Origin of the sequence: Faecalicatena contorta, assembly GCF_022835095.1 — a bacterium.
In the GTDB taxonomy this organism is placed as follows: domain Bacteria; phylum Bacillota; class Clostridia; order Lachnospirales; family Lachnospiraceae; genus Faecalicatena; species Faecalicatena contorta.
In genome coordinates this window covers 3,143,388-3,169,652 of record NZ_BQNQ01000001.1, presented here as the reverse complement: position 1 = coordinate 3,169,652, position 26,265 = coordinate 3,143,388, and the positions used below count along the sequence as shown (strand labels likewise).

Below are 26,265 nucleotides of genomic sequence, written 5' to 3'. Positions count from 1 at the left end.
AATCAACGCATGCGAAAGTAAAAAAATCCGGATAGGGATCAAGGGTGAAATAATTTTAGAAGAAAGGAAAAAATGCAGGCACACCGATCACCCTGTGTGTATGCATCTTTCAATTACAAGCGGACTTGTGCTTGAAAGTCTTGGTACATAGTATGAAACAGGTAAAATGGGCGGTCGCTGGCACAGGCTATATCGCCAATGAATTTGCAAAAGGGATGCAGGAAGTAGAGGATGCCGTACTTGCGGCAGTTGTTTCAAGAAGTATAGTAAGTGGAAGGGCATTTGCCCAGAAATATGGCTGCGATCAGGTGTATACAGACTTTGAGGGTATGCTGGAACAGGAAGAGATCGATATTGTGTACATAGCTACTCCGAATGACTGCCATTATGCATATATCATGGCGGCGCTCGACAGAGGAATCCCTGTGCTGAGTGAAAAGCCAATGGTAGATAATCAGCGTCAGCTGGATGAAGTGTTCAAAAAAGCAGAGGAGAAACAGGTCTTTGTGATGGAGGGAATGTGGACAAGATGCTTCCCGGCGGTAATAGAAGCCAGGAATTGGATAGAAAAGGGCAGGATCGGAAAGCCTCTGGCCGTACACGCGTCTTTTGATATCAAACCGGACATTGACGACTGGCAGCCGTGGAAGGGCGGTGTGCAGCATGCTGCGGGAGCGCTCAGAGACGTGGGGATCTACTCGCTTGCGATGGCATATCTTGCATTCCCGGAGGGACCGGTTCAGGTTTATTCCACAATGAAGTCTAACGGGGAAGTGGATGAGAGTTTCCATATGCTGCTGGAGTACGAAGATGGCGGGGCCGCATTTGTTGGAGGTGCATTTAATCAGGTAAGTACACCTGAGACGGAAATTGTCGGGGAAGAGGGCAGAATCATAATCGGTTCAGAATTTTGGCATCCGACTACGGCTACACTGATCATGAATGATGGTACTAAGGAAAAGTATATGGAGACATATCCAGCCTCCGGATTCCAGTTCGAGATTCGGGAAGTACAGAAGTGCCTTAGAGACAAAACGCTGGAATGCCCGCATTTTACCTGGGAAGAAACCAGGAAGATTGCAGCCTTAATAGAAAATACGAGAAAAGACTGGGGCATCTATTACAAGGCAGACACGGAAGGAGAAGTTTAGGACATGAAGGGCGCAATCAAACAAATCTGTGTCCTGGTAGATGATCTGGATACAGCAATGAAAAACTACTGGGAGAAATTTGGAATAGGACCATGGGATATCCGCCATTTTACGCCGGATACGGTCAGAGATTTTTATGTACATAACGAACACATTGAAGCGGGATTTGATTTTATCTGTGCGGTAACCTGGGAGGGAGATGTAGAGTATGAACTGATCCAGCCGGTCGAAGGCCCGAATATCTATTGGGATTATCTGAAAAAATACGGAAGCGGCCTTCACCATTTTAAAATTGTGATTCCGGATGACGAAGAACTGAAAGCATATGTAAAAGAACTGGAGGAGAAAGGACTCAAGGTGATGCAGACGGGGTGGATCGATAACGATGTCCACTATTATGTGGATTCTCACGAGCAGCTGGGACTGACACTCGAGCTTGGAAACGGAGGCAGAATCGGCGAGGCTCCGGAAGTATATCCGGCAAAGAATGCCAAGAGACCAGTGTCCCACAGGCAGAATATCAAACAAATTGCAATTGTCGTGGACGATGCAGAAAAATACATGAAGAATTACGCTTATTATCTTGGAATTGACGGATGGGATGTGAGGCATTTTACACCGGAGAAGTTAAGAGACTTTAAGGTGAACGGCGTGCACATTACAAAAGGATTTGATTTTATCTGTGCGGTGAAATGGGTTGGCGGCATGGAGATCGAGATCATACAGCCCATAAAAGGGGATAACATTTACTGGGATTTCCTTGAAAAGCATGGCCCCGGGTTCCATCATATCAAAGATGTATACCCGGATGAGGAGATCAAAGAGGAATGCAGGAGACTGAGCGGATACGAAGTCCGGATCATGCAGACGGGATGGATCGATGGAGACAACCATTATTACATGAGCACAGAGGAACTCCTCCGCATGATTGTAGAATTCGGCAATGGCGGAAGGATTGAAGCGCCGGATTACGTATATTACGCGGAGAACGGGAAATAAGTGGGCCATCTCTGGTTTAACGCAGATGATTCGGAGAAGAGGACGGGGAAGGGCCTCCCGTGGATGGCGTCTTTAGGAGAAAAGTAAAAGAACAGGAGCGGAAAAAATATGAAAAAGAAAATTGTGAGTCTGGTACTAAGCATGGTAATGACGACAGCACTTTTGGCAGGATGCGGCAGTGTCGAGGATTCCGGAAAGGATTCCGGCAGCCAGGCAGAGAGCGGCCAGACAGAGGATAAAGCAGAGAAAAAAGAAGATGGAAATTACACGATTGCAGTAGTACCAAAGCTGACGGCGCTGGCATGGTATGAGAGAATGGAAGAGGGCGTTGATGAGTATGCAAAAGATAACGGGGTGGATGCATTCTTCACAGGGCCGTCCGAGGCGGACGGCGCGCTGCAGGCACAGTGTATTGAGGATTTAATCTCACAGGGCGTGGATGCCATCTGTGTAGTACCGTTTTCCACGGAGTCACTGGAGCCGGTACTAAAGAAAGCAAGGGATCAGGGCATTGTAGTAATCACACATGAGGCTCCGGGCATGACCAACGCAGACTATGACATTGAGGCATTTAATAACGACGAGTACGGTAATCATCTGATGGAAGCGCTTGGCGACTCCTGCCAGGGAAAAGGCGAGTATGTGCAGACGGTAGGGGCACTGACAAGCGCGTCTCATATGGAATGGGTAGCAGCAGCGGAGGCACTGCAAAAGGAGAAATATCCTGACATGAAAAAATACGGAGACCTTATCGAAACATCTGACGACCAGGATACCGCATATAACAAAGTGAAAGAGGCACTGACGGCAAATCCGGGTATCGTGGGAATCCAGGGCTCCGCAATGCCGGATGTTGCAGGTGCCGCACTGGCTGTAGAAGAAATGGGGATGTCAGGAAAGATTAAGATTGTGGGAACGGCTCTTGTTTCTAATGCTGGCGAGTATGTAAAGAACGGCACCATTGATATGATCAGCTTCTGGGATCCTGCACTGGCAGGAAAAGCCATGGTAGAGACGGCCGTAAAGCTCCTCAATGGCGAAACAATCGAAGACGGTGTTGATCTTGGTGTGGAAGGTTACAATGAGATGACGCTGGACGGAAATATTCTGATTGGAAATGCATGGATTGATGTGACCAAAGACAATGTAGATGATCCGGCATACGATTTCTGATTCATAGATTATAAAAACAGGGGTGGGAGGTTCTCAATGGAGCGGCATCCCACCTGTTTTCATATCTGTCAGCAGACTGTATTGCTTAATAGCTTAGATGCGGAGTAACAGTTCAGGCAGGCCTGAAATGCTGCATACGGAAACGTCAAGTAATACGATACCCCGATGGGATTATAAAAGGAGCGCTTTCGGAATCCTGGGCACAAAGAGTTTCGGGAGTACTCAAGAAAAGTGGAAGAAAATTATGGATAAAATATTTCTGAAATTAGAAAACATTAAGAAATCATTCGGCGGAGTTCAGGCGCTTAAAAACGTGGGATTGGAAATCAGGGCCGGTGAGATCCACTGTCTTGCAGGAGAAAACGGTTGTGGGAAATCAACGCTGATCAAGGTGATTTCCGGAGCCCATGACCCGACAGCAGGATCCATATATATTGAAGGAGAAAAAATAGGGAAACTGACACCCATTGATTCGATCCGAAAGGGAATCCAGGTGATTTACCAGGATTTTGCGGTGTTCCCCAATCTGACGGCAGCCGAGAACATTGCTATGAATCATGCTCTTCTGACTGGTGCGAAGACCATGAACTGGAAGAGGTCCAGGGAGCTTGCCATCCGTGCAATGGAACAGATTGGCGCCCATATGGATCCGGATGTTCTGGTGGAAAGGCTTTCCATAGCCAATAAACAGATGGTGGCGATCTGCCGTGCGATTATAAATGATGCCAAACTGCTGATTCTGGACGAGCCGACAACGGCGCTTACCCAAAAGGAGGTCGGCATGCTCAACACCATAATAAGGAATCTGAAGGCTAAGGGCATGGCAATTGTGATTGTAAATCACAAACTGGATGAAATCTATGAGATCGCGGACAGGCTGACCATCTTAAGAAACGGTGAGAACGTGGCGACCGGGCCGATTGAGGAGTTTGACAGAAAACGGTTCATTAAATGCATGACCGGGCGCGATGTGGATGAGGTGTATTACCGCCCCGAGGGCAGCAGAGAAGTCATTCTGAAAGTGGAGAATCTTACGAGAAAAGGGTCATTTGAGGATGTCAGCTTTGACCTGAAAAAAGGCGAGATTCTTGGCATTACAGGGCTTCTGGGTTCCGGCCGCGGGGAACTGGGAGATGCGCTGTTCGGCATTGCTCCGGCCAGCGGGGGAAAGATTACTCTGAATGGTAAGCCTGTATCCATCAAGTCAATAGGAGATGCCATGAAAGCGAATATCGCATATGTACCGGAGGACCGGCTTACCCAGGGGCTTTTCCTGGACTGTACAATCCAGGAGAACACCGTGGCGGCATCCATTCGGAAATACCTGAAAAAAGGCAGGCTGAACTATGGGGAGATGTATGATGCGACACAGGCCTGGATCCAGAAGATCGGCTGTAATGCGAAGTCGCCGAGACCGCTCATCCGGACTCTTTCCGGAGGAAATGCGCAGAAAATGGTCATTGCCAAGTGGCTGAATACCAATCCGTCTCTGCTTGTGCTCAACGGTCCTACCGTGGGTGTGGATATCGGTTCTAAGGCAGACATTCATAAGATACTGAGGGAACTGGCAGAGCAGGGAGTTGGAATTATCGTGATATCGGATGATGTCAGTGAGCTGATACAGAACTGCAGCAAGATTCTGATTATGAAGAACGGAAAGACTGCAGGCAGCATCAGTTCAAAAGAGCTGGATGAGACAAGGCTTTCCCGGCTGCTTACGGGTGAGGAGGAGACAGTATGAAAGACAGAATAAAAAGAGGGCTGACTGCAAACGAAATGATTGTCGTATACATTATTGCCGCCCTGTGTATTCTTATTGGGGCTGTCAATCCGGCATTTGCAAGTGCATCCACGGTGGTTTCACTGCTGCGTTCCATGCTGGTAACCCTGATATTCGCGGCGTTTGAAATGATGGTTATCATTTCCGGCGGAATCGATGTATCCTTCCCGGCTGTAGCCAGCTTTGCAATGTATGCAACGGCAATGATCATGAATGCGGCAGGGCTTAACAGTGTGGTGCTGGCTTTTATGATAGCGATCGTGATCGGAATGCTGTTCGGTTTTCTCAATTCCGTTCTGGTTGCAAGACTGGGAGTTCCGCCGCTGATTGCGACTCTCGGGGTGAGCAGTGTGGCAAACGGGGCCACGCTGGCATTCCTTGGCTCCAGGGAGATCAACCGTCTTCCGGAGAGCTTTGGAAGATGGTCTAAAGTATTCATTTATGAATATGTGGGAGACAGCGGAATTACATATCAGCTGACGGCACTGATCCTGATACCGGCTGTGATCTATATCGGCCTGTGGATTCTCCTGAAATATACCATGCTGGGCCGCGGAATCTATGCGGTGGGCGGAGACAAGAATGCGGCCAGAATTGCAGGCTTTGGGGTTGTATTTATTCAGTCCTTTGTGTACATACTGGCGGGGGCGCTGGCCGGAGTCGGCGGCGTGACTTATATGATCCTGATGCGGCAGGCGCATCCGCAGGTTCTGATGGGAACAGAGATGATGGTGATTGCGGCGGTTGTCATGGGCGGCACGAGAATCACAGGAGGACATGGCTCCATACCGGGGACGATTCTGGGCGTCACGCTGATAGCACTGATTCAGAACAACCTGATCATGCTGGGGGTTCCGACCTATGCACAGACATTTGTAGTAGGGCTTCTGATTGTAGTCGGTACATCCATCACCTCACTGAGAACTAAGAAAATACAAAATAGTGTGAAAATATAGGAAGGTGGCACGATGGAAAATATAAAAAGCAGACTGAAAAATTCAGATAAAAACAGCATGATGCTATTGCTGATTGCCGTCCTTATTTTTGGAATCATGGCAGTCCTGGCGCCTTCCTCCTTTCTTGGCATAAAAAATATCCAGGGAATGTGCACACAGTTTCCGGAATTCGGCCTGATTTCATTTGGCATGATGCTGGCTATGATCTCAGGCGGGATTGACCTGTCGCTGGTAGGAATTGCGAATTTTTCCGGGATCACCGCAGCCTATATCATGGTGAAAATGGGCGGAAGCCCTGCGTCTATTCTCCTCGGGTGCATTGCTGCTGTTATAGTGGGGGCGATCTGCGGCTGTTTTAACGGATTTATGATTGGATACCTTCAGATCCCCGCCATGCTGGTAACTCTGTGCGGGCTGCAGCTGTACACGGGCTGTGGGCTGATGATTACAAAGGGTCCCGCAATCACTGGGCTGCCGGAAGGCTACAGCATTCTGGGAAACGGCACACTGGCTGGGGTACCGGTTGCATTTATTCTCTTTATCCTGGGCGCCCTGCTGGTTTCATTCCTGCTCCGTTCAACCGTATATGGACAGCATGTGCGGTATATGGGAACAAACTCTATGGCATCACGGTACAGCGGGATTAATAATCTGACGGTTACGGTAAAGACGTATGCCGTATCCGGGGTGCTGGGAAGCCTGGCCGGACTGATCATGGTGTCCAGATACAATTCTGCAAAAACAGATTATGGCAGCTCTTATACATTGCTTTCCCTGCTGATTGTCGTCCTGGGCGGGACAAACCCGGATGGGGGAAAGGGCAGCGCAGTTGGGGTGCTGCTGTCTGTAATCGTACTGCAGCTGGTGTCCAGCGCATTCAATATCATGCGTGTCGATTCCTCTTTGAAAACATTTGTCTGGGGGGTGATACTCATAGTTGTTATTGTAATTGGACAGATTGGAAGCCGGAAGAGAGGGCGGGAGTGATGAGAGGGAGACGCTCTGCGCCAGGCTTGCCCCGCAGCCTTCCCGGCAAGCCAGGCACAGAGCTGGTGCATCCTGACGGGAGCAGCGGATGGCCCTTCCAGTTTTAGGGAGTTCTGCCGGGGAAGTTTATGGAATGGCTGTGCTAAAAAACATCCCGCTTGACATACAAAACCCAATGCCGTAAGATTATTCTTGATGTATTGAAAAGTCTGTATATTAGCGCATTACAGCGAAAATGCAGATTTGTGACAAGCAAAACTAAAGAGAGGTTTGGGAGTGAAATGAAAAGAGAAAAGTTTGGTTCCAGGCTGGGATTTATCCTGATATCAGCAGGATGCGCCATCGGTCTGGGTAATGTCTGGAGGTTCCCCTACATTACGGGGCAGTACGGAGGAGCTGCGTTTGTATTGATTTATCTGTTTTTCCTATTGGTTTTGGGGCTCCCGATTATGGTAATGGAGTTTGCCGTGGGGAGAGCAAGCCAGGTGAGCGCTGCCTTATCATTTGACAGGTTGGAGCCTGAAGGGACAAAGTGGCACTGGTATAAGTACGGCGCAATGGCAGGCAATTATCTTCTGATGATGTTCTATACGACAATCGGAGGCTGGATGCTGCTGTATTTTATTAAAATGGCAGGCGGAAGATTCGTGGGCCTGAACGCAGAAGAGATTGCCGGTGAGTTCGGCGCGTTGACCGCCCGTCCGGTTCTTATGGCTGTCTGCATGATCATTGTTGTAGCACTTTGCTTTGGAATCTGCAGCAAGGGCCTGCAGAAAGGCGTGGAAAAAATTACGAAAGTAATGATGCTGATTCTGCTGGCGCTGATGATTATACTGGCAGTACGTTCCGCAACTCTTGAGGGCGCAGGAGAGGGGCTGCGTTTCTATCTGTCCCCTGACTTTTCGAAGGTAAAAGAAGCCGGGATTATGGATGTGGTATTCGCGGCCATGGGACAGGCGTTCTTTACCCTGAGCCTTGGTATTGGAGCGATCGCCATATTTGGAAGTTATATAGATAAGAAGAGAACACTGACAGGAGAGGCTGTCTGCGTTACGGTTCTGGATACATGTGTGGCCCTGGTTGCAGGCCTGGTCATCTTCCCTGCGTGTTTTGCATTTGGGGTAAAGCCGGACAGCGGGCCAAGTCTGATCTTCATTACCCTTCCCAACATTTTCAACTCCATGAGCGGAGGGCGGATCTGGGGAACCTTGTTTTTCCTCTGCATGTTTTTTGCAGCCGCCTCAACGATCATTGCAGTATTCGAAAACATCATATCCTTTGCCATGGATCTGACGGGATGCAGCCGCGGGAAAGCAGTGCTCGCCAATCTGGGAGCGATTATTGTCCTCTCCCTTCCATGCGTACTGGGTTTCAACCTCTGGAGCGGCTTCTCCCCCATGGGTGCAGGTACAAACGTACTGGACTTTGAAGACTTCCTCGTAAGCAACAACCTCCTCCCCCTGGGCAGCCTGATCTACCTTCTGTTCTGCACCAGCCGCATCGGATGGGGATGGAAAAACTTCTGCAAAGAAGCCAATACAGGTGCCGGAATCAAATTTCCAAAATGGGCCAGAATCTATGTTTCCTATATACTGCCCCTGGTTGTACTGTTTATATTCGTACAAGGATACTGGTCACTGTTTCATAAATAACGGAGATACAAGGAAAGATATAGCCGGTGCCAGGAGGGAGTTCTAACGCGGGGCGGGGAGGAAAGATAGCGGGTTTCATAAAAAGTATAGGGTGCCCGGTTAGAACGGCTTAATGAAACGCCGGCCGGATTGTAAAGCTGATATCTGCTTCCGAAGCAGAAGTCGAAGCGGTCTGAGTAGCTAATCATCAAGATTATGCTGTGAAAGCCACTGATGCTTTATAATCCGGCCGGCGTTTCCTTTAGCCGTTCTCCGCAAATGGACAGCTCTCAGTAAGCCCGCTTTCTATTCTCCCCGTGGTGCGGCAGAATTCTTACTTTGCACCGGCGTTCCCTTTGTAAAAGTGGGGGTGGAAATGTCTGATAATTTGACGTATAATGTCAATATGGTGTAAATAGTATGAAAATAGATGCATAGAAACATCATCATACAGAAAATAAAACGGCTTCGGGTGGGTGTCCGGAGATATCGGAATAAAAGGGGAAGGAAGGGATTACATGAATGTTAAATCGCTTCGAAAGAAGCTTTGCAGCCGTTATGGTTCCGCCGTCACGGTTCAGGTGGAGGATGGATGTATCGTCGTCTCCGGTCATTTGAAGAGCTGGGATGACATCGTGGCGGCATGCTGTATGTGTGTAGACAAAAAGTCCGGAATGCATGTTGTCAATGATATCTGCTTGGAGGGAGCGGAAATACCTCCCGTGCGGCTTCCATCGTTCCGGGATCAGTCGCTGGAGGGGAGCCGTCCGGATGTCTTGATCATTGGGGGCGGTATTTCGGGAACAAGTATTGCAAGAGAACTGTCTAAATGGAAACTGGACATTCTGCTTGTAGACAAAGAGGCGGATCTGGCTGTGCAGGCGTCCGGCAGAAATGACGGGGAGGTCCATCCGGGAGTGGATCTGAATAAAGGCAGCCTAAAACAGCATTATGTCCTGCTTGGCAATAAGATGTATGACAGGGTCTGCAGAGACTTAAGTGTTCCTTTCGAGCGCTGCGGGCAGTATGTCGGTTTCACAGACTGGTGGATGTACCCGGCTGTATGGGCCTATGCCTGGCAGAGAAAACACATTTGTAAGGTGACGGATACCCGCATGATGAACAGAAAAGAACTGGCGCACAAAGAGCCGAATCTGAACCCGGAATTTAAGTTTGCCATGTACAATTCCTCGGCGGGCTGTGTCTGCCCGTACGGACTCACGATCGCCTATGGGGAAAATGCGGTGGAGAACGGAGCCAGGATATCTTTGAACACGGCGGTGCTGGGAATGGAACTGGCAGATGGAAAGATCGTTTCCGTGGAGACAAACAGGGGCAGGATTTATCCCGAAATCGTGGTCAACGCAGCAGGCGTGTTTGCTGAAGACATTGCGGAAATGGCGGGCGACAGATTTTATTCGATTCACCCGAGGCGGGGAACGAACTCCATATTGGATAAGAAAGCAGGTTCTCTTGTGCTGGGGATCTCATCCATAAAAACATGGAAGTCGAACGCCTCTCACACAAAGGGAGGCGGAATCCTCCACACAGTACATGATAATCTGCTGGTCGGGCCCAATGCGGTAGAGACGCCGGAAAAAGAGAATTATGCTACAAGCAAAAACAGCATTGATGCCGTCTTTGCAAAACAGAAAATGACTGCGAAAGCGCTGAGTGAACGGGATATTATTACATATTTTACCGGCGTCAGGGCCGCGACCTTTGAGGAAGATTTTATTATAGAAAAAGGACATAAAACCCGGAATCTGATCCACTGTGCCGGCATACAGTCACCGGGGCTGACGACGGCGCCGGCAGTGGCGCTGGACGTCGAAAAGATGGTGGTGGAAGAACTGGAAAAGAAGAGGGAAGTAGAGCCCAATCCGGATTTTGATCCCGTGCGCAAGGCGCCTCCGGTTCTGAACAGGCTTTCTGAGGAAGAAAGAAACGACCTGATCCGGGAAAACCCTGATTATGGAGAGATCGTCTGCCGCTGTGAAGAAATCAGTAAAGGGGAAATACTGGATGCCCTGAAATCTCCGATATGTGTTCCCACGGTTGACGGGATTAAAAAGAGGGTCCGTCCGGGGATGGGGAGATGCCAGGGTGGATTCTGCATGCCTCTTGTGACGAAGATCATCAGTGGATATCTGCAGGTTCCGGAAGAGCAAGTGAGAAAAGCAGGGGAGGGAACCGAAATCCTTCTGCGCGATACGAAGAAAATACAAAAGCAGGGGGAGGCGGCTGAGATATGAAAGCGTATGATGTCATAATAATCGGCGGCGGCCCCGCAGGCCTGGCGGCAGCCATATCGGCGGATAAGCAGGGGGCAAAAGTTCTGCTGATTGAGAGAGAAGCAAGGCTGGGCGGTATTTTGAAGCAGTGTATCCACGATGGCTTTGGGCTGGTCCGCTTTGGAGAGAAGCTCTCCGGGCCGGAATATGTGGAACGTTTTCTCGGCGAATTCCGGGAAAGGAAAATAGAAGCAGAGCTTCTGACCTTTGTAACAAAGATGGTAAAGAAGGACGGAGTGTTTGCGTTGACAGCTGTAAACCGGCGGGGTGTGCAGCAGTACATGACAAAAGCCCTGGTGCTTGCCACAGGCTGCAGGGAGAGAACGGCAAAGCAGGTGCAGATTCACGGCACCCGCCCGGCTGGGATTATGACGGCTGGAACGGCCCAGCACTTTGTGAACCTGCACGGGAAGATGCCGACAGAGCGCTGTGTGATTCTGGGCAGCGGCGATATCGGATTGATCATGGCAAGGCGGCTGACGCTGGAAGGCGCCCGGGTGCTGGGAGTCTACGAAGTGAAGCCGGAGCCCTCGGGACTTACGCGAAATATTGTACAATGCCTGGAGGATTACGAAATTCCTCTTCATTTGTCCCATACGGTCACAAGAGTATTCGGGGAGGGAAGACTGACGGCAGTGGAGGTGGCGGAAGTGGATGAGCATATGAATCCAATAGAATCCACCAAAAAAAGAATAGCATGCGATGCATTAATTTTGTCTGTGGGTCTGATACCCGAGAATGAAATGGCGGAAAAACTGGGGATCAGGCTGGACAGCCGCACAAAGGGTCCTCTCTGTGATAATCATTTCATGACGGAGACTGCAGGGGTTTTCTCCTGTGGGAACGCACTGCATGTCAATGATCTGGTGGACTATGTGTCTGAGAGCGGCGAACTGGCTGGAACTGCAGCCGCAAAATATGCATTTGAAGCATCCTGCGGCGGTAACGGTACAGTACCGGAAGGGACAGCGGACAGCGGGGCAGGCAGCAGGACAGAGACAGCAGGCAGTGTGACTGCCGAAAAGGCTGCGGAGCTGGAGCTGTCTGTGGATTCTTCTCTGCAGTACATTGTTCCACAGAAGCTGTGCATAGGTACAGGCGGTGAGAAGGTGGTTTTCTATTTCCGCAGCAGGGAGAGCATTGCAGTTGGAAACTTTGTGTTCACCGTGAACGGAAAAGAAGTCTTTACCAAAAGGTACCGGAATCTGAAGCCGCCGGAGATGGAACGGCTGGAACTGGAGCTGAGCCTCTTCGGGGCAGCGCCGGGCAGCAGGATTGAAGCAGCAGTCAGAAAGGAGGCGGGAGCATGAAAGAGTTAACCTGTATTGTATGCCCGAACGGATGCCGCCTTGAAGCAGAGGAGAAAGACGGAAAATGGATTGTCCGGGGCAACCAGTGTAAACGGGGAGAACACTTTGCCATAGAAGAAATGACGCATCCCATGCGCACGATCAGCTCCACTGTGAGCACGGTTTTTCCGAAAACGCCTGTGATCCCCGTGCGGGTTTCGGCAGAGATTCCGAAAGAACGGATTTTTGATGTGATGAGGGAAATTAATAAAGTGACGGTCCGGGAAAGATGTGCAGCGGGCGTCCCGGTCATTAGAAATGTACTGGGACTTGGTGCGGACGTGATCGTGACGAGCGGTATTCTAAAAGAAGAAAACAGTATATGCCAGAAGGGAGAAGAGCAGCTATGAGCAAGCCGTACAAAGATTTTGAACCAAAATGGGTGAAAACACCTGCGCCAAAGAATAGTTACAGATCTATTTTCCGGTGGGGGGATCCGGAATACGTGAAGTATCCGAAGGAATCCCTTTACAAAATGATGAAACAGATATTCAGCATGACAGATGAGGACTTCAGTTCTTATGACGGAGACATTGGGATGGATACGGTGAAGCTGGACGTTCCGTGTAATCTGGCGCAGGAGCATATTGAAGCGATGAAGAAAATTGTGGGGGAGGAATTCGTTACCACGGAGGATTACCCAAGGCTTGCAGTGGCGTACGGGAAGACCGGTTATGATGCGGCCAGGCTGAGACAGCGCAAGATTGAAAATCTGCCCGATGTGGTTGTATATCCGGGCGTTACGAAGCAGATCGAAGAGATCGTAGCATACTGTACAAAACACAGCATCCCTCTCTATGTGTACGGCGGCGGAAGCAGTGTGACCCGCGGCGTGGAACCGGTAAAAGGCGGAATTTCCCTGGATATGCGCAAACGCTATAACAAGATCGTCTCTTTTAATGAGAAGAACCAGACAATCACCGTGCAGAGCGGCATGTCCGGTCCGAAACTGGAGAGAGCGCTGAACCATGCCCAGAAACTCATGGGAGCTAAGCGCGCCTATACCTGCGGTCATTTTCCGCAGTCCTTTGAGTACAGCAGCGTGGGAGGCTGGGTCGTTACCAGGGGGGCAGGGCAGAACAGTACCTATTATGGATGTATTACCGATATCGTGCTTTCCCAGAAATATGCGACACCAATCGGAAACATACAGACCAGTCATTATCCACGGGAGGCAACCGGCCCGAACCTGAATGAGATTATGATGGGAAGCGAAGGAACTTTCGGCGTACTGACAGAGGTGACGCTGAAAGTGTTCCGGTATATGCCGGAGAACAGAAAACGGTTTTCTTATATATTCAAAGACTGGAAGACCGCCCAGGAGGCGGCAAGGGAAATGATGCAGTGCGAGGCCGGATACTCCTCTGTATTCCGCCTGTCTGACCCGGAAGAAACGAATCTGATGCTCCGGCTTTATAATGTAGACGAGACGCCCCTGTGGAAACTGCTGGATACCCGGGGATATGCAGACATGGAGCGCTGCCTGTTCCTGGGATTTACGGATGGGGAGAAGGGATTTTCCGAAAATGTGGCTAAAAATATCCGCAGGATCGCAAAGGAGTACGGCGGGATGAGCCTGACTTCTTACGTGACAAAGAGCTGGGAAAAGGGCAGATTTACAGACCCGTATCTCAGAGATACGCTGCTGGACTTTGGTATTATGACAGACACGCTGGAGTGTTCCGTGAACTGGTCCAATATGGGCAGGGTGCATGAAGAGGTGCGCAAGGTCTGCCATGCCCTGCCAAATACGATTGTAACAACCCATATGTCCCACTGTTATCCGCAGGGCGCCAATCTGTATTTTATTTTCATTACACGAATGGACGATGCAGAGGCATTTAAGGCATATCATGCAACAATTCTGGACGCAATTCAGAAGTCCGGGGCCGCCATGAGCCATCATCACGGCATCGGAAAGATGTTCGCACCGTGGCTGGAAGGCCAGATTGGACGCAATGAGTACGGCGTCATCCGCGCCCTGAAGAATTATTTTGACCCCGGATATAACATGAATCCGGGCGGGACGCTGGGGCTGGATCTGCCGGAAGAAGAAAAGCGCTTTTTGAGAGAGGATATTCGTTAGGGCATCCGGGACTGCTGAAAATAAGCGCACCCTTATGGAGGGAAGACCATGGGAGTAAAAGAAGAAAGGATCGTATTGACCTTTGATGTGGGAACCCAGAGTTCCCGCGCTCTGTTGATCAACAACCGGGGGGAGATACTGGGAAAGGGACAGATCAGGCATGATCCGCCCTACATTTCCAGAGAACCTGACTGGGCGGAGCAGGATGCGGACTTTTATTACCGCAGTATCTGTGAAGCTGCGCAGAAATTAAAGACCGAAACCAGCCTGTGGGATCGGATTGAAGCCGTTTCCTTGACGACGATCCGCGACACGGTCATTTGTGTGGATAAAGTGGGAAAGCCCCTGCGCCCTGCAATCGTCTGGCTGGACAAAAGAAAAGCGGAAGGCGGCCCCAAGTTTTCACAGGTCACACGGATGATGCTTAAGGCCGTGGGGATGGAAGAGACTGCAAAAGTCCAGTACCAGAAAGCACACTGTAACTGGATCATGCAGAAAGAGGCGGATATCTGGGCCAGGACAGAGAAATATCTTCTGCTCAGCGGTTATCTGACATTTCTCCTGACGGGAAATATGACGGATGCAGCAGCCTGTCTGGTGGGGCGCCTTCCAATAGACAGCCAGTGCAGGAACTGGCAGCGGAAAGGGGCCCTGACCCGTCCGGTATTCGATGTGGAACCGGATAAGCTTTGCGAGGTCAGGGAATCTGGGGAGCTATTGGGGAATATCACGAAGAAGGCGGCGGAAGATACCGGCCTCAGGGAAGGAATTCCGGTGCTGGCATCCGGCTCAGACAAAGCCTGTGAAATACTGGGCCTGGGCTGCATTTCCAAGGAGAAAGCCGCCATTGGGTTCGGTACCACAGCCACAATCACATTCAACATCAGCCGTTACCTAGAACCGGAGCGGTTTATTCCGCCTTATCCATCCGTGATCCCTGGCTGGTACAACCCGGAAATCGAGATTTACAGGGGATACTGGCTGATATCCTGGTTCAAAAAAGAATTTGCAGAAAAAGAGGTAAAACAGGCGGAGCTGCTGGGCGTAACTGCAGAACAGCTGCTGAACAAGCGCCTGAAAGAGGTCCCGGCAGGCTGCGGCGGCCTCCTCTTCCAGCCCTACTTCACGCCAAACGTGACGATGCCGGTAGCCAGAGGAGCCATTATAGGATTCTCCGACCAGCACACAAGGATCCATCTGTACCGCGCAATCATAGAAGGCATCAACTTCGCCTTAATGGACGGCATGCGCTTACTGGAAAAACGCTCCGGCCACACATTCAAAGAGATCAGGCTGGGAGGCGGAGGATCCCAAAGCGATGAAATCTGCCAGATCACGGCCGATATGTTCGGCATACCGGTCAAACGGATGCAGAGCCATGAGGCCACTGGAATAGGGAGTGCAATGGCGGCATTCGTAGGCATGGGAGAGTTTAAAAATTACGAAGAAGCTCAGGAGGCTATGGTGCACCTGAAAGATGTATTTGAACCGGATATGGAGCAGCACCAAATATATCACGATCTGTACCATGATGTGTATCAAAACATATACGGGAAGCTGGTGCCGCTATACGAAAAGCTGCATGAAATATATCACAAGAAAATCGGGATTTAGTCGGCAAGCTTTAGACTTGTCGACGGACGGGGACGCTTCATGACAGGGAGGCCGGGAAGGCACTGGGGCTGTATATGCCGTTGCGATATGCACCCGTGCTGCTAAGTGATTCTAGAACACCCGATGCCGGATAGGCGGGTACGCTGAACACATCACGGGAAATCTGATGATTTCCCGCGCTGGGTTCAGCAAAAACTTGATTTGGAGATCAAGTTTTTCCCCGCCTATCTGGCATCGGCTGTTCAAGAATCACTAAGCGCACTCCAGCATATCGCAACGGCATATACAGCCCCAGCACCTCCCCGGCCTCCCTGTCATAAAGCTGGCTCATCCAATCGGCAGGAAAGCTCGCCAACCGGGTAGGGTCCCGGACCAGGGCAGCGGATGGGACAGAATTGGCGGGACTTTCATATAGATCGTAAGTTTTAAACGCTCTTATACCTTACTGATTACTTTACCGCCAACCTAATTATAAAAAACTTACTGGGGCTATCAAATCCACACCAATTCAATACCATCCGCTGCCCCCCGTTTGAGGCCCCATCTTAGTAACGGGTCCTAACCTACCGGCCGGATGAACCAGCTTACCGTGAGCCGGGAGATGCTGCGGCAAGTGCCTGCCCTGTTGGAAATGCATGTTAGCGAGCCTGGCAGCAGTTAGAGGAAATCCGCAGAACCAGCCGGAAAAAAGCTGCTCCCGAAGCAGCTTTTTAGAACACCTGAAGCGCTTAATCATCAGATTAAGCGGTGAATGTGTTCGGTTCCGGCTGGTTTTGCGGATTTCCTCTTACTGCTGCCTGGCTCGCTAACATGCATTTCCAACAGGGCAGGCACTTGCCGCAGCATCTCCCGGCTCACGGTAAGCGTCCCCCTCCATCCGCCCCGGGACTAAAGCCCGTTGCTAAATCCCGATTTATTGGTTCGGTAAGTTTTTCAGATGTGCAAGTTCCCTATACACAGTAGGTATGCTGCACCCCAGAATGCGTGCAATCCGCGGAACCGATCCTTTGACCAGGAAGACCTTTTTTTCCTGGAGTTTAGAAAGGATTGCTATCCTGTCATTTCTTGAAAACTCTGTGGGGATGTCCTCATGGTACAGGCCGTGCAGTGTCTGGGCAATCGCATTAGAGACACTGTCCTGAAAGGTCTCACTGTCTGAATTATTGCTGTTGGCAACCTTTGCTGTTCCTGTCTCAAGACCACCAAGCATAAGCGCTATGTTGCTGAGCAGCTGGTAGTCTGTCGTATCCATGTTGATACAGAGCATTCCCAGAAGGGTATCACCGGATTTGATAAAATATGTGGAAGAGCGGAGAAGCTTGTTGTTTTCTGTATGACCTGAATAGCTTGCTATGTAATCCCGGTTCCGCCATTCTCCGCTGCTGACCATTTTTTTTGCAAAGTCTGTCATAGGAGCGCCTACGCTGCGACCGCTGATATGGTTGTTTGTAATAGCGACAATACTCTCTGTTCTGCAGTCCAGAACTGCCACCTCAAAGCTCTTTCCAAGAGCCTCCCCCAAAAATGGAACAAGATTCATGTAATAATTCATAAGATCATCCATATGCATCACCTTAATAAAATTTGTCTTTTAACTATCTTAATGAAAACCATATATAGTTAATTTGTATATTTACTTACCAACATATGGTAAATTCAGCCTATCATGAATTTGACACAAGGTCAAGGCATCTCATAATCCCAAAATGTCAAATATTCGTGTAACAGTTCAGGCAAGCCCAAACTGTTGCGCATCCAGCCTATTTGAATTTGCCTGCAGCGAAGGGTGCTGTGCGCCAGTGGCGCACGTTTAGCACGGACCGAAGCGGAGCGCAGACAAGATGCCTGCTCTACGGGCATTTTCCTAGCTGTATAACAGCCGGGTATTCGTATGCCTCGTGGGGCGAAAAGCGCTGCTTCCTGGGCTATACCGGTCGTGAATCAGGAAACTGGCGGAAATAGTTCTGGGCAAACGTGATAAATGCCCGGCTGATCGGAGAGATGGAATTGAGATCATTGTAAATAATCCGTATTTCCCTGAAAGGCTCTTCAATCAGTGGTTTTGCAGTAAAGGGAAGGTTCAGGTATTTTTTAAAGGACATCTCCGGGAGAATGCTGACGCCAAGGTTCTGGGCGATCATGGAGACAGTCAGGTTGTCATCGGAAACGGAGTAGACGACGTTAAGCTTTAAGTGATATTTGCGGATCAGCTGCCCAACCTGATGGTTTGGTCCTTCACCCGGCATGATAAATACCTCTGATTCCAGATCGTGCAGGGAAAGTGCCTCTTTTTCGGTGAGGGGATGGCCGCAGGGAAGGATGGCCTGCAGGCTCTCACGGAACAGAGGAATCGTCTTAAAAGGAAGCTCAGCGGATACGGATGAGAATCCAAAATCCACCCTGCCGCCGGCAAGCATTTCTTCGACTTCTTCATAATTGCCGTCAATGATGACAATATGAATCTTTGGATACTGCAGATTAAACTGGCGCAGAAGGTCCGGGAAGCATTGGATTGCCAGGCTCGGGATTGTGGCAATGCATAGTGTGCCTGATTCAAATTCGTGGTAAGAGGTAAGTGTAAAGTCCAGCGTGTTCTGTGCGTCTACTATATTGCGTATGTGAGGGAGCACATCAATCCCTGCCCGCGTGAGGCTGATGTCATTGTTTTCACGGTTTAAAAGTTTAAATCCAAAGGATTTTTCAAGGGTAGAGATGGAATGGCTGACCGCGGACTGCGTATAGCCGAGTTCATTGGCAGCTTTTGAAAAACTGCGGTGCTCCAGTACCTTGAGAAAAATTTCGTATTTTACAGTATCCATAAATACCTCCTAAATTGTGCAATATAACGGAAACTTTTGGAAGCCACTTACAAATGGCTAAAGAATCATATAAGTTTACTAGATGTATATGTTTATGAACATGCATGCGATTTCATTTCTGATAACCCCGCGGAAGGTGATCTGGTGTTTCGTGCACTATGAACAAAATGATAATATTTTTTTATTAAAATTTACCCTATGAAAAAAAGTGAACAGCAGAATGAAAATTACTTGTTGGATTTTTAACGATTTTATTGGTACGATTATTTTATAAAAATTGACTGATTATTTCACCGAAATCAAATAAAAACAAATGAAAGTCTTGAATTATTGAGTAATTATAAATCAAAAGTTTTGAAATTACAACTACTTTTTTGAGGCCGGAATGAAAAGTGAACAGCAGAACAGAGAAACAAAGTGATAATTAATTATTAAAAAACGTGCAAGGGAGAGTAGATTATGGAAGAGTTGACAGGCAGGATTTTTAATATTCAAAAATGTTGTAACAGGGATGGGCGCGGGATGCGGACCACGGTCTTTTTTAAGGGCTGCGGGCTCCACTGTCTCTGGTGTGCTAATCCGGAAGGCATCTCTTTTAAGCCAGAAATCACACTGAATCCGGTCAATTGTATGGGATGTGGTTTCTGCCTGAAGAAATGCCCCAATGGCGCCGTCTTTATGGACGAAGAGGGCGTGATGCAGTACGACAGGGCAAAGTGTACTGCCTGCGGACTTTGTGTACAGTTGTGTCCCACCGAGGCTAGAAAGCAGTTTGGGCAAGATTACACGGTAGATGAATTGTTCAGGCGTATTTATCAGGACCGCTTTTATTTCGAACATTCCGGAGGCGGAGTTACATTTTCCGGAGGCGAGACGCTGATGCAGCCCCGGTTCCTGTATGCGATTGCAAAGAAATGCAGGGAATATCACATCAATGTTGCGATAGAGACCTGCGGATGCGGGGATTATGAAGCTTTTGCCCCCTGTCTGGACTACATAGATTTTATTTATTTTGACATCAAGCATATGGACAGTGGAATGCACCAGAAGATTACAGGCAGGCCAAACGAAGAGATTCTGGAGAATCTAAAAAAGATCAGCGCCCATGGCAATGAAATCTGTGTGCGCACCCCGGTTGTTCCCGGGTGGAATGATTCGGATGAAAATATCCGGGCCACGGCACAGTTTATCAGTACTCTGCCTGCTGTACGGCGTTACGAACTGCTTGCATACCACAGGCTCGGCATTAACAAATATAAAATACTGGACATAGAATATCCGCTGCCGGATATTGAGGAGCCGGATACCGGCCATATGCTTCATCTGGTAGAAGCGGCTAATGAAATACTAATTCCTGCAGGAAAGAAATGCTTTTATAACATTGACAACAGCGCAGATGAGTAAAGGGGGTGCCCGGTGCATCACTATGCTGATGGACGGCATCATAGAAAAGCTTGTGAGTGATTGCTAACTTTGGAAGTACAGCAGTATACTCCAAAGTTCAATAAGATAAACAAATTAACAAATTTTCAAAAAGGAGGAAACACAATGAGCAGTAACAAAGTTGAATTCCTAAAGGCGCGGCTGCGCGACACCCATCCGTCTATTTCCCTGGACAGAGCCAGACTGGTAACCGAGTTTTACCGGATTCCATCCGTTGAATCTCCGATTTCCAGGAAGGCACATTTGCTGGAATATCTGTTGAAAAACATGAAAATTTTCATCAATCCACAGTCCATTTTTGTGGGAGATCATGGTGAGAGATACAGATCTGTTCCCGCATATCCGGAATGGGGCTCAAACTGGATACTGGAGGATATCGACACCTTTGATACCCGCTCCACCGACAATATGGAATGGGTGAACCCCGGAGACAAAGAGGAACTGATCCGGATTTGTACGGAATGGAAGGGACATGGTTTCAGAGAAATTGTAGACAGTAAGATTCCAGACGATATGAAGCAGGCCTCTCTGGACGGTTTAATTACAATCGGTTCACGTATCGTTTCAACAGCAAGCCATATGCCGCAGTATGATGTGATTTTCCAGAAGGGCTTCCGCAAACTGATTGAAGAGATTCAGGAAAAGCTGGATCATATAGAGCATTATGACTTTATTACCCAGGAGCAGAAAGATACATGGGAGGGGATGCTGGTCACTTTAAATGCAGCGATTATGTTTGCACACCGTTACGCAGATCTCGCCCGTGAGATGGCAAAGACAGAAGAAGATGAAAAACGCAGAGAAGAACTTCTACGTATTGCCGTGACTTGCGAACGTGTACCGGAATATCCGCCGGAGACTTTCTATGAGGCAATGCAGTTCTTCTGGTTCATTCATTTGATCTATCAGATAGAGAATGCGGGACACAACCATTCGGTCGGACGTTTTGACCAGTTTATGTATCCCTATTTCCAGCATGACATTGAGGCGGGAATCGCTACGGAAGACGATATCGTTGAGATGATCGAATGTATGCTGATCAAGTGGACCGAAATATTCGAGCTGCGTGACCATATTGAAGCAGAGGCCTATGCCGGATTCCCAATGTGGACGAACCTTACCATCGGCGGAATTGATGCAGACGGTAAGAATGCGTGCAACCGCCTGACTTACCTGTTCTTAGAGGCAGCGGACGGGGCACAGACGACACAGCCTGCGATCTCCTTCCGTTATAACAAAAAGATCGACAGGGAAACCTTCAGAAGAGCTCTTGAGCTTACCCAGAAGGGGCTCGGACAGCCGGCATTCTTCAATGATGATATTAATATTCCGCGTGTACTGGCAAATGGCTGCAATGATATCCGCGAAGCCCGTGACTACGCGATTGAGGGATGTGTAGAGGCACAGGTTCCGGGCAAAACGGATTTCCGTCCTGTTGCCGGATTTATCAATATCCTGAAAGTACTGGAACTGACGATGTTCAATGGCGTGGATCCGAAGACGGGCCGCCAGTTTGGGCCTAAGACAGGCACAATGGAAGAGATGGATACCATGGAAAAATTCATGGATGCCTATAAGACACAGCTGTCTTATATCATTGATTACCATCTGAAGGCATATGGAATCTGTTCCGCACTTCATTCTCAGATCTGTCCGACGGTATTTGCATCTACCCTTGTGGACGGTTGTATTGAAAAAGGCCGCATCCTGCAGAAGGATGGCGCAAAATACAGCAGTACCGGTACCTTCATCAGCGGCGTGGCTAATGCAGCCGATTCGCTGGCGGCGATTGACCAAGTTGTTTTCCGCCAGAAACTGCTGACCCTGCCGGAATTGGTTGAGATACTTGCAAATAATTATGAGGGGCATGAGGAATGGCATCAGATGCTCCTAAATAAATATGTGCACTTCGGCAATGATGAAGATTTAGTAGATGATTACTGCCGCCAGGTCGTAACCTACTGTGCAGAAGAAAACCGTGCACATAAGGATTCCCGCTTTGGCCAGTATGAACTGATCCTTCTGAACCAGACTTATAATATCTGGCAGGGACGTGTCGTAGGCGCTACGCCTGATGGCCGTATGGACGGGGAGCCGCTTGCGAACAATGCTTCACCTTCCAATGGTATGGACCGCAATGGCCCGACCGCAGTAGGCAACTCCATCGGAAAGATGGATACAATTATGGTTCCTAAGGGAGTTCTGGTAAACCACAAGTTTGACCCTGCCGTTGCAAAGGGCGAGAAAGGGCTGGAAATGCTGGAATCATTTGTGAAAGGTTACTGCGAAGCAGGCGGGCAGCATGTGCAGATCAATGTGGTGGATTCAGAGACCCTGCGTGATGCCCAGGCACATCCGGAGAACCATAAGAACCTAATGGTGCGTGTGGCAGGCTACTCCGCATTTTTCGTAGAGCTTGACCCGCGTGTACAGGAAAATATCATCGGGCGAACAGAGCATACCAACTGCTGCTAATTTATGGGGGCTTTATCGCACATATCCTGCGGCAGCGCCACCGGTCCGGGCGGCGGAATGCCCTAATAAATCATGCAGGAAGCCGCCCGGGAGAGTGGTGTTTCTCCGGGCGGCATAGAAAGAAGCGTAACAAAAGAACAAGAGAGTAAAAGAATAAGAGAGAGAGGGATACAAATATATGGATAAGAAAAATATGAGCTGGTTCACATTTTTTAAATTAGCCGGTGCGCTGCTTGCATTCCTGATTGGCTCCGGTTTTGCATCCGGACAGGAGACCATCCAGTACTTTTCAGGCTATGGCTATATGGGGATTGCGGTGGGCATCATCAACTTCCTGATGATGTATCTGACTTATGTAGCGTATGCATATGCGGGAAGGACCCGCGGACTGGCCAACCTGAACGAAGTTGCTACATTTTACGCCGGGAAATATGCAGGAAAATTATTTGAGATCTTTGCGTGGCTGTTTGTAGCCTGCTGTTTTATCTTCATGTGTTCAGGCGGCGCATCTACATTTAACCAGCAGTGGGGCGTACCGATGCCGATCGCTACCGCTATCATGGTAGTGGCTGCTGTAGCAACCGCAATCTTCGGGTTGAAGCGCACGGTTGACGTAATCGGATGGCTTGGGCCGGTTATCGTCTGCTTTACTTTGATCGTCGGGCTGATATCGGCTTTCACATTCTTCCCACGGATTTCGGAAGGCATAGCCCTTCTCGACAGCGGGGCTGTTACGATTACCCGGGGAACCAATCATTGGCTGACAGCAGGATTTTCTTTCGGAGGCTGTTCCCTTCTTCTGGTTTCCAACTTTGTTTCTACCCTGGCATATGACCAGCGTGAATATAAATTTGGCCGTTTCAAAATGATTCTTTTTACAGGCGCATTCTTCATTTCCGCAGTTTCTGTCCTGATGGGGCTGAACCACTTGGGAAATATTGAAGAGGCTGCAACAGTTGCGATTCCTAACCTGGCACTGGCTTCCCATATCATGGGTTCCGTGGGCACGCTGTTTGCGGTTGTCATCATATTGGCCATATATTCCACAATCTGTCCGTCACTGTGGAATACCATTAACTTTTTCATTAAAGATGATAAAAGCCCGAAATACAAGATTGCGATTGTAGGATTTGGTGTGCTCACTTATGTACTGTGCCTCTTCGTGCCATATCAGAAGCTGCTGGGTGTTATTATGACCTACTGCGGCTACACGGGATTTATCGTATTCTTTGTGATTGTGATCCGGTACTTTATGGTAAAATCCAAGGACGAAAAAGAGGGAATCAAGGCTTAATCCATCCGGTAATCTGATGGAATAAAAAAAATTACTAAGCTTAGGAGGTTTTATCATGTTTAGACCAGTTGCACAGCTGCCTTTGGATTACAGCGTATTTAAAGATAAAAAGTCCATTTTCTCTTGGGCGCCGTCCGGAGCAATTCTTTTTGGAAACGGTGCTGCAGCAAAGACAGGGGAAGAATTGAAAAAATTGGGTGTAAATAAGGCGACGCTCGTAACGGATCAGGGGCTGGTGAAGTTCGGGATTGCTGCAAAGATCATGGAATCTGTTGAAAATGCGGGCATCGAACTGAACGTATACGACCAGTGTGAACCGGATTCGTCCGTAGAGACCGTGGAAAAAATCGCAGATTTGAGCAAAGATGCAGATGTCATAATTGGCCTTGGCGGCGGGAGTTCTATGGATCCCGCCAAGGCCGCCGCAATTGTTGTCACGAATGGCGGCAGCATCAGGGATTATCAGGGGTGTGACAAATTCAGGACCGCACCGCTGCCCATTGTAGCCATCCCGACTGCGGCGGGGACAGGAAGCGAGTGTACGCCGTTTGCAGTGATTGCAGACCGGCAGAGAGAATGGAAGATGCCGATCGGCGGTACCGGGATCATGCCGGCGCTTGCGATCTGTGACCCGGAACTGACCTATTCCCTTCCGGCAGGTATTACTGCGGCAACGGGGATGGATGCACTGACCCATGCAATTGAGGCTTACACATCCCGCTGTACGGAACCCATTTCCGATGCGCTGGCATGCCAGGCTGTAAAATTGATTGCAGGCGCCCTGCGTCCGGCAGTTTACCGCGGTGACAGCGACAAGGACGCCCGCTATGATATGATGATGGGCGCCATGCTGGCAGGCTATGCATTTACTACGGCCAGCCTTGGGATTTCTCATTGCATGGCACATCCTTTGGGGGCGCAGTACCATGTTCCGCACGGTGTTGCGAATGCCCTGTGCCTTCCGGTGGTGATGGAATTCAACATGGGGGCCTGGCCGGAGCGTTATGCAGATATTGCCGGTTTCTTCGGGGTCAATACTGCGGGGTTGTCCGTAAGGGAGGCAGCGAAAAAGGGCGTTGCGTGTGTCTATGAACTTCTGGAGGATATGCCGGTTCCGCCGCTTGCATCCTTCGGGGTGACAGAAGAGAGCCTGGAACGTCTGGCCGACGATGCAATGCTGGGCGGCGACCGTCCCAACAATGCGAGGATGACGACAAAGGATGATTTTATCCGCCTGTACAGGAAGGTTATGGAGCTCAAGAAAGATGAGAAAATTTAAAAAGCTTGTAGTGCTGGAACCTGTCCGGTTTGATAAAGCGGCAGAAGAAGCACTGTTTGAATATGCGGAAAATGTACGGATCTACCGCGACATTCCTCCTGATGACGCGGAAAAAATCAGACGTATGAAGGATGCAGAAGCTGTGCTTGTGTTCTATACGAGCCAAATCGGTGCACAGGTGATTGAGGCCTGTAAGGATCTCCGGTACATCGGAATGTGCTGCAGCCTTTATACGCCGGCAAGCGCGAATGTGGATATCAGTTATGCCCGGGGAAAAGGAATCACTGTGACTGGAATCCGGAAGTATGGTGACCAGGGCGTACCAGAGTTCATCTCGAGTGAACTGGTGCGCCTGTTCCACGGATTTGGACCGAGGCGCTGGCAGGAAGAGGAAATGGAGCTTACAGGAGTAAAGCTCGGTATCGTGGGAATGGGAGATGTGGGCACAGCAGTTGCAGAATTAATGCTTGCATTTCAGATGGATGTTTATTATTTCAGCCGGACCCGCAAGCCCGGTATAGAAGACAAGGGTGCAAGGTATCTGCCATTTCACAGGCTGTTGGAAACGGTGGATGTGCTCACGACACATCTTCATAAGAATACGGTCATCATGACGGAGAATGATTTTAAGCGCTTTGGAAATGGGAAAGTGCTGATCAATACGACTTTTACACCGCCTTACCCGCTGGATGCGCTAAAAGGCTGGCTTCAGCAGCCGGGTAACTATTATATAGTGGACAGTGCGGTTTCTATCGGAGGGACGGATGGAGAAATCTATCAGATGTCGAATGTGATCTGTCCGGATGTCATAGCGGGGCAGTCTGTTCTGTCAGGCGTCCTGCTTAGGAAGAAGGTATTACAGAATATAGAAGAGTACCTGTCTTCCCAAGACTTTTGATACCCGGTCTTGCAGCAATCAATTTTCAGACACACTG

At 49.2% G+C, this 26,265-nt stretch carries 19 protein-coding genes; 17 read left to right on the top strand and 2 right to left on the bottom strand.

The window, feature by feature from the left end; genetic code table 11:
* Positions 1–152: 152 nt before the first annotated feature.
* The 12 genes from MWG26_RS14110 to MWG26_RS14055 all read left to right on the top strand — a co-directional run bounded on the left by MWG26_RS14110 (position 153) and on the right by MWG26_RS14055 (position 16,020).
* Positions 153–1,151, top strand: a complete 999-nt coding sequence (locus MWG26_RS14110) for a Gfo/Idh/MocA family protein (RefSeq protein WP_025656940.1) — start codon at positions 153–155, stop codon at positions 1,149–1,151.
* A gap of 3 nt (positions 1,152–1,154) precedes the next feature.
* Positions 1,155–2,150, top strand: a complete 996-nt coding sequence (locus MWG26_RS14105) for a VOC family protein (RefSeq protein WP_025656941.1) — start codon at positions 1,155–1,157, stop codon at positions 2,148–2,150.
* Between the two features lie 108 nt (positions 2,151–2,258).
* Positions 2,259–3,323, top strand: coding sequence for an autoinducer 2 ABC transporter substrate-binding protein (locus MWG26_RS14100; RefSeq protein WP_025656942.1), 1,065 nt, complete (start codon positions 2,259–2,261; stop codon positions 3,321–3,323).
* A 244-nt stretch (positions 3,324–3,567) separates the two neighbouring features.
* Positions 3,568–5,064, top strand: a complete 1,497-nt coding sequence (locus MWG26_RS14095; RefSeq protein ID WP_025656943.1) for a sugar ABC transporter ATP-binding protein — start codon at positions 3,568–3,570, stop codon at positions 5,062–5,064.
* Positions 5,061–6,059, top strand: a complete 999-nt coding sequence (locus MWG26_RS14090) for an ABC transporter permease (protein WP_025656944.1) — start codon at positions 5,061–5,063, stop codon at positions 6,057–6,059. Before MWG26_RS14095 ends, MWG26_RS14090 begins: the two co-directional genes overlap by 4 nt.
* A 12-nt stretch (positions 6,060–6,071) precedes the next feature.
* The gene (locus MWG26_RS14085; RefSeq protein WP_025656945.1) at positions 6,072–7,046 is read left to right on the top strand and encodes an ABC transporter permease; all 975 of its coding nucleotides are present in this window, start codon (positions 6,072–6,074) and stop codon (positions 7,044–7,046) included.
* 281 nt (positions 7,047–7,327) lie between these two features.
* Positions 7,328–8,698: a sodium-dependent transporter gene (locus MWG26_RS14080; RefSeq protein ID WP_025656946.1), complete on the top strand. Its 1,371-nt coding sequence runs from the start codon at positions 7,328–7,330 to the stop codon at positions 8,696–8,698.
* Between the two features lie 497 nt (positions 8,699–9,195).
* Complete coding sequence (locus MWG26_RS14075) at positions 9,196–10,932, top strand: NAD(P)/FAD-dependent oxidoreductase (protein ID WP_025656947.1); 1,737 nt, start codon at positions 9,196–9,198, stop codon at positions 10,930–10,932.
* Complete coding sequence (locus MWG26_RS14070) at positions 10,929–12,281, top strand: NAD(P)/FAD-dependent oxidoreductase (RefSeq protein ID WP_025656948.1); 1,353 nt, start codon at positions 10,929–10,931, stop codon at positions 12,279–12,281. The genes MWG26_RS14075 and MWG26_RS14070 overlap by 4 nt, the downstream gene beginning before the upstream one ends.
* Positions 12,278–12,670: a DUF1667 domain-containing protein gene (locus MWG26_RS14065; protein ID WP_025656949.1), complete on the top strand. Its 393-nt coding sequence runs from the start codon at positions 12,278–12,280 to the stop codon at positions 12,668–12,670. The genes MWG26_RS14070 and MWG26_RS14065 overlap by 4 nt, the downstream gene beginning before the upstream one ends.
* On the top strand, positions 12,667–14,406 hold the full coding sequence (locus tag MWG26_RS14060; protein WP_117441263.1) for an FAD-binding oxidoreductase: 1,740 nt from the start codon (positions 12,667–12,669) through the stop codon (positions 14,404–14,406). Before MWG26_RS14065 ends, MWG26_RS14060 begins: the two co-directional genes overlap by 4 nt.
* Positions 14,407–14,454: 48 nt before the next feature.
* Positions 14,455–16,020, top strand: coding sequence for an FGGY-family carbohydrate kinase (locus tag MWG26_RS14055; protein WP_025656950.1), 1,566 nt, complete (start codon positions 14,455–14,457; stop codon positions 16,018–16,020).
* Positions 16,021–16,933: 913 nt separating this feature from the next.
* Here the strand turns inward: MWG26_RS14055 and MWG26_RS14050 are convergent.
* Together MWG26_RS14050 and MWG26_RS14045 are read right to left on the bottom strand one after the other, a co-directional pair.
* Positions 16,934–17,584, bottom strand: a complete 651-nt coding sequence (locus MWG26_RS14050) for a helix-turn-helix transcriptional regulator (RefSeq protein ID WP_025656951.1) — start codon at positions 17,582–17,584, stop codon at positions 16,934–16,936.
* A 361-nt stretch (positions 17,585–17,945) separates the two neighbouring features.
* Positions 17,946–18,839, bottom strand: coding sequence for a LysR family transcriptional regulator (locus MWG26_RS14045; protein ID WP_025656952.1), 894 nt, complete (start codon positions 18,837–18,839; stop codon positions 17,946–17,948).
* Between the two features lie 459 nt (positions 18,840–19,298).
* Between MWG26_RS14045 and MWG26_RS14040 the strand changes: the two genes are divergently transcribed.
* The 5 genes from MWG26_RS14040 (at position 19,299) to MWG26_RS14020 (ending at position 26,228) form a co-directional block, all read left to right on the top strand.
* The gene (locus tag MWG26_RS14040; protein ID WP_025656953.1) at positions 19,299–20,243 is read left to right on the top strand and encodes a glycyl-radical enzyme activating protein; all 945 of its coding nucleotides are present in this window, start codon (positions 19,299–19,301) and stop codon (positions 20,241–20,243) included.
* 144 nt (positions 20,244–20,387) lie between these two features.
* Positions 20,388–22,757, top strand: a complete 2,370-nt coding sequence (locus MWG26_RS14035) for a glycyl radical protein (RefSeq protein WP_025656954.1) — start codon at positions 20,388–20,390, stop codon at positions 22,755–22,757.
* Between the two features lie 178 nt (positions 22,758–22,935).
* A complete protein-coding gene (locus MWG26_RS14030; RefSeq protein WP_025656955.1) occupies positions 22,936–24,051 on the top strand; it encodes a YkvI family membrane protein in 1,116 nt (371 codons plus the stop codon).
* A 55-nt stretch (positions 24,052–24,106) separates the two neighbouring features.
* A complete protein-coding gene (locus MWG26_RS14025; protein ID WP_049915819.1) occupies positions 24,107–25,330 on the top strand; it encodes an iron-containing alcohol dehydrogenase in 1,224 nt (407 codons plus the stop codon).
* Positions 25,317–26,228: an NAD(P)-dependent oxidoreductase gene (locus tag MWG26_RS14020; RefSeq protein WP_025656957.1), complete on the top strand. Its 912-nt coding sequence runs from the start codon at positions 25,317–25,319 to the stop codon at positions 26,226–26,228. The genes MWG26_RS14025 and MWG26_RS14020 overlap by 14 nt, the downstream gene beginning before the upstream one ends.
* Positions 26,229–26,265: the final 37 nt, after the last annotated feature.